This is a genomic window from Polaromonas sp. P1_E1_2, assembly GCF_056406035.1.
On record NZ_JBFUAZ010000252.1, the window covers coordinates 1 to 5,622 of the forward strand.

A 5,622-nucleotide genomic window follows, 5' to 3' on the forward strand; every position below is an offset into this window, starting at 1 on the left:
GGGTTCACCCCGCCTGCGTTTTGYGCCTTGCTCAAGGCCTTTTTGACTCGCAACGCATCTTGCAAACAYAGTGTTGACAGGTCCTAGGCGTAGTCAGTCACGGGCACGCAACTGCAAAACAGGTTGCGGTCGCCGTAGACGTTGTCGACGCGGCCCACCGGCGGCCAGTACTTGACCTGCTTGAGTGAAGCCAATGGGAACGCACCGATTTCGCGGGAGTAGGGGCGGTCCCAGTCGGCGCCCATCAGGCTGGCCGCGGTGTGCGGCGCATGCTTGAGCGGGTTGTTGTCTTGCGGCCATTGCCCGGTTTCGACTTTGCGGATCTCTTCGCGGATGGCAATCATCGCGTCGATAAAGCGGTCCAGCTCGGCCAGGGTTTCGCTTTCAGTGGGTTCCACCATCAGTGTGCCGGGCACGGGAAAGCTCAGTGTCGGTGCGTGAAAACCGTAGTCCATCAGGCGCTTGGCCACGTCTTCGGCGGTGACGCCGCTGGGTTCCTTCAGCGGGCGCAGATCGAGAATGCACTCATGCGCGACATGACCGTTCTCGCTGGCGTAAAGCGTCGGGAAGTGGTCCTTCAGGCGCGAGCTGATGTAGTTGGCACTCAGGATGGCGACTTCGGTCGCTTGCGTCAATCCTTCGGGGCCCATCATGCGGCAGTACATCCAGCTGATGGGCAGGACGGCCGCGTTGCCCAGCGGTGCAGCCGAGACAGCGCCGACGCCGTTGACGGGAATGCCCGCCGTGGCATGGCCGGGCAGGTAGGGCACCAGGTCGGCCACCACGCAGACAGGTCCCACGCCCGGGCCGCCGCCGCCGTGCGGGATGCAAAAGGTTTTGTGCAGGTTCAGGTGGCTCACGTCGCCGCCGAACTCGCCTGGCGCGGCCACGCCCACCAGTGCGTTCATGTTGGCGCCGTCCACGTAAACGCGTCCGCCATGGCTGTGCACCATGGCGCAGAGCTCTTTCACCTGGGTTTCGAACACGCCATGCGTGCTGGGGTAGGTAATCATCACGCAGGCGAGGTTGGCGCTGTGCTGTTCACACTTGACCTTGAGGTCGGCCATGTCGACATTGCCCTGCGCGTCGCAGGCGGTGACGACGACGGTCATGCCCACCATCTGGGCGCTGGCCGGGTTGGTGCCGTGGGCCGACGATGGAATCAGGCAGATGTTGCGGTGGCCCTGGCCCTTGGCTTCATGGAAGGCCTTGATGACCAGCAGGCCGGCGTATTCGCCTTGCGAGCCGGCATTGGGCTGCAGGCTGATGCCAGCGTAGCCGGTGGCCTGGCACAGCCAGTCGCGAAGCTGCTTGTCGAGTTCGGCATAGCCCAGCAGTTGCTCGGCAGGTGCGAACGGGTGGATGTTGGCGAACTCCGGCCAGGTGATGGGAATCATCTCGCTGGTGGCGTTGAGCTTCATGGTGCAGCTGCCCAGCGGGATCATGCTGCGATCCAGTGCGAGATCCTTGTCGCTGAGCATGCGGATGTAGCGCAGCATGCCGGTTTCGGAATGGTGTGTGTTGAACACCGGGTGCGACAGGAAGGCGCTGGTGCGGCGCAGGTCGGCGGGGATCAGCGATTCAACGCCCTTTTCGAAAGCGCTGACCACGGGCACGGTCTGGCCGGGCTTGGCGAAGAAAGACCACAGCAGTTCGATATCTTTGCGGCTGGTGGTTTCGTCCAGCGACACGCCCAGGTGGTTATTCAAGCGAAAACGCAGGTTAGCCCCCGCAGAACGTGCGCGGTCAGCTATCAAATTGGTAGCGTCACCGGTTTTCACCGTCACGGAGTCAAAGGCGCCCGTGTTGGTGATGTCATAGCCCAGTTCTTGCAGGCCGCGCACAAAGATGGCCGTGTAGGCGGCCACGCGCTCGGCGATGCGCTTGAGGCCTTGCGGGCCGTGGTAGACCGCGTACATGCTGGCGATCACCGCCGGCAGCACCTGCGCAGTGCAGATGTTGGAGGTGGCTTTCTCGCGGCGGATGTGCTGCTCGCGTGTTTGCAGTGCGAGGCGGTAGGTCGGGTTGCCGTGGCTGTCGACTGTGACGCCGACCAGGCGGCCGGGCAGCGAGCGCTTGAATTCATCGCGGCAGGCGAGGTAAGCCGCGTGCGGCCCGCCGTTGCCCATGGGCATGCCGAAGCGCTGGGTGTTGCCGAGCACAATGTCGGCATCCCATTCACCGGGCGGGGCCAGCAGCGTGAGCGCCAGCAGATCGGCTGCGACGCACAGGGCCGCGCCGTCGACATGCGCCTGGCCGGCCAGCGGGCGCAGGTCATGGATGCTGCCTGTGGTGGCGGGGTATTGCGCCAGCACGCCGAAGTAATTGCCTTCGGCCATCAGCTGCGGCACCGTGACGGCGGCCGTGCTGACCTTGATTTCGATGCCCAGCGGTTTGGCGCGGGTTTGAATCACTTCAATCGTCTGCGGATGGCAGTCGCCCGCCACGATGAAGACATTGCTTTTGCTTTTTACACTGCGCTTGGCCAGCGTCATGGCTTCGGCGGCGGCGGTGGCTTCGTCGAGCATGGAGGCGTTGGCGATCGGCATGCCGGTCAGGTCGCAGACCATGGTCTGGAAGTTGATCAGCGCTTCCATGCGGCCCTGCGAGATCTCGGCCTGGTAAGGCGTGTAAGCCGTGTACCAGGCGGGGTTCTCGAGGATGTTGCGCAGGATCACGCCTGGCGTGTAGGTGCCGTAGTAGCCCTGGCCGATGAAATTCTTGAACACCTGGTTCTTGGCCGCGATGGCCTTGAGCTGCTTGAGCGCGGCAGCCTCTGTGACAGGCGCGGGGATCGCCATGGCCGTGCTGCGCGCAATCGAGCGCGGAACGATGCCTTCCACCAGCGCGCGGCGCGAAGCCGAGCCCACGATGCTGAGCATGTGTACTTCGTCGGCGTCATCGATGCCGATGTGGCGGGCGATGAATTCGGCGGGGTTTTCAAGGTCGCCCAGGGGCTTGGCGGTTTGCATCAACATGTCGGGTCCCGTGTCAGGCYTGGCAGCCAGGAGTCAGAAAAAAGAATCGGTCAGAAAATCAGGCAGCGAAAGCGGTGTAGCGGGTTTCGTCCATCAGCGCGTCAAGCTGCGTTGGGTCGGACAGCTTGACTTTGAAAAACCAGCCGGCGCCCATCGGGTCGCTGTTAGCGAGAGACGGGTCGTCTCTTAGGGCTTCGTTGATTTCGGTGACTTCGCCACTCAAGGGCATATACACGTCGGCCGCGGCCTTGACGGATTCGACAACACCGGCGGTTTCTTTCTGGGCGAAGGTGGTGCCGACRGCCGGCAGGTCCACAAACACCACATCGCCCAGCGCATCCTGCGCATGCACGGTGATGCCGACGGTGGCGACGTTGCCTTCAATCTTGACCCATTCGTGGTCTTCGGTGTATTTGACGGTCATGAGGTTCTCCAGGGGTTGAGTGGGGTGAATAAAACGGGGAGCTTGATCTGGTGCTTAACCGCGGTAGTAGCGGGCGGGAACGAAAGGCATGGCGACCACTTCCATGGGCACCGGCTTGCCGCGCACGATGGCGTTCACGCGTGTGCCTAGCGCAGCGAACTCAGGTTTGATGTAACCCATGGCGACGGGCTGGTTGATGGTGGGGCCCAACAAACCGCTGGTGACTTCGCCGATAGCCATGCCGTCGGTGCTTTGCAGTTCGGTGTGGTCGCGTACAGGAACGCGCTCCAGCGCCACCAGGCCGATACGCTTGCGGGTGAGTAGGGCGGGGTCTGCCAGTTGGGCCAGGATTTTGTCCGCACCCGGAAAGCCGCCGGCACGTGCGCCACCCGTGCGGCGGATCTTTTGCATGGCCCAGTTGAGGTTGGCCTCCACCGGCGTGGTGGTGGTGTCAATGTCGTTGCCATAGAGGCACAGGCCCGCTTCCAGCCGCAGCGAATTGCGCGCGCCCAGGCCGATGGGTTTGACTTCAGGTTGCGCGAGCAGCGCGCGTGCGAGTGCGTCAGCTTGCGAAGCAGGCACCGAGACTTCAAAGCCATCTTCACCGGTGTAGCCGCTGCGGGTGATGAAGCAGTCGCAGCCGGCCACGGTGAAGCGCCCGCCGGTCATGAACACCAGCTTTTCGACGCCTGGCGCCAGTCGCTGCAAGGCCGTGACGGCCTGCGGGCCCTGCAGTGCCATCAGAGCCATCTCGGGCATGGGGATGACTTCGCAGCGCGAACCGATTTTGGCCTGGATGTGCGCGATGTCGCCCGCCTTGCACGCACCGTTGACGATGACAAACAGGTCGCCGCCGTTCGCATAGTCACGGTTGAAGAACATCAGGTCGTCGATGATGCCGCCGTCGTCGTTCAACAGCAGGCCGTAGCGCTGCTTGCCGGCGGGCAGGTCGATCACATCAACGGGTATCAGGGATTCCAGCGCGACTGCGGCATCAGCACCCACCAGGCGTAGCTGGCCCATGTGGGACACGTCAAAAAGGCCGGCAGCCTGGCGTGTGTGGTGGTGTTCCGCCATCAGGCCCGCGGGGTACTGCACTGGCATCGAATAGCCCGCGAAAGGCACCATGCGCGCGCCAAGCTCCACATGCAGGTCATGCAGGGGCGTTTTCAACAAGGTTTCGGGGGCGGCGGAAGAGGTGGACGAATCGGACAAGGCATTCTCCAGGGGGCAAACACGGTCATGGCAAGAACTTGTTCTCAATCCATGGGCTGCCCCTGCTGTCCACTTTACCTGAGAGATTCACCCGGCGATGCAGGCTTGCTCCTTCGGTGGGCTGCCCGTGAAAGGCGGCCTCTCTCCAGTAGGGAACGCCTTGCCGCGTGGTGCGCCGCAGGGCGGTTGCCAGTCCTTTTGCCTGAGCGTTCAGTGCTACTCAAGGGGGGTGCCCCCCGGGTGCTCGTGCGCCTTCGGCGGTTTTCGCGAGGAAAACTCTCTCCTGACACCGCTGAGTGTAACGGAAGCCGCTGTCGGCTCGATCAGGCGGCCTGGTGCTGCGGCAGCAGCATGGCGATGCGCTCGCTGATGGAGTCGGCGCGCTCGTGGCCCGCGATTTTTTCGATTTCCTCGATCATTTCGCGCGAGGCGCTGAGCATGGTCTCGCGGTCTTTGGCATTGCGCAGCGCTTCGCGAAAGCGCTCGGCCATCTCCGGGTTGCGCCGGGCGAACATGCGTTCGCAGATGTCGAACAGGAACATCCGGGTTGTGGCAAGCGAGCGCTTGCCTTCAAATTGATCGGCAGAGACCTGAATGGCCTGGGTGGTTTCGGGGCTGGGAAAGTTCTGTAACTGCGCCGGCGTGAGTGTTTGGGCGGGTGCAGGCGCAGGGTTTTTTGCCGGCGCGGACGTCTTGCCGGGATGGGCTTCCAGAAAGCCGTCGCGCAAAAGGCGCAGGGCAATGGCTTCGCCGTCGCCCTCAAACAGCGGGCGGAAGTCCTGGGCCGACTTGCTGCCGTCGGCCATCAGCAGCAGGGTGCGCTCGCGCTGGCCTAGCGTTCTCACGCCGGGCTTGAGCTCGGCACGGGCACGGTCGGTTTTGTGAAGCTGCATGGATTTCATCCTGAAATGAAACCCCGAGCATGGCTGCTGAAAATGACAGCCTCGTGAATCCTGTCCGAAAAGCTATTTTGCGTAGACGAGATCCCGCAGAGCCAGCGACAGC

General features: G+C 63.1%; 4 protein-coding genes and 2 riboswitches. All 4 genes read right to left on the bottom strand.

Translation table 11 applies throughout. The annotated features are described in order from the left end of the window. Window positions 1–83 precede the first annotated feature (83 nt). Window positions 84–2,978, bottom strand: coding sequence for an aminomethyl-transferring glycine dehydrogenase (gene gcvP, locus AC1D1P_RS12835; protein ID WP_477673252.1), 2,895 nt, complete (start codon window positions 2,976–2,978; stop codon window positions 84–86). Window positions 2,979–3,036: 58 nt separating this feature from the next. Beyond that, on the bottom strand, window positions 3,037–3,402 hold the full coding sequence (gene gcvH, locus AC1D1P_RS12840; protein ID WP_457280135.1) for a glycine cleavage system protein GcvH: 366 nt from the start codon (window positions 3,400–3,402) through the stop codon (window positions 3,037–3,039). Between the two features lie 54 nt (window positions 3,403–3,456). Continuing rightward, complete coding sequence (gene gcvT / locus AC1D1P_RS12845; RefSeq protein ID WP_477667880.1) at window positions 3,457–4,617, bottom strand: glycine cleavage system aminomethyltransferase GcvT; 1,161 nt, start codon at window positions 4,615–4,617, stop codon at window positions 3,457–3,459. A 55-nt stretch (window positions 4,618–4,672) separates the two neighbouring features. Continuing rightward, window positions 4,673–4,776: riboswitch (glycine riboswitch) on the bottom strand. Window positions 4,777–4,797: 21 nt separating this feature from the next. Then, window positions 4,798–4,913, bottom strand: a riboswitch (glycine riboswitch). A gap of 27 nt (window positions 4,914–4,940) precedes the next feature. Further along, window positions 4,941–5,510, bottom strand: a complete 570-nt coding sequence (locus AC1D1P_RS12850) for a hypothetical protein (RefSeq protein ID WP_477665657.1) — start codon at window positions 5,508–5,510, stop codon at window positions 4,941–4,943. Between the last annotated feature and the right edge of the window lie 112 nt (window positions 5,511–5,622).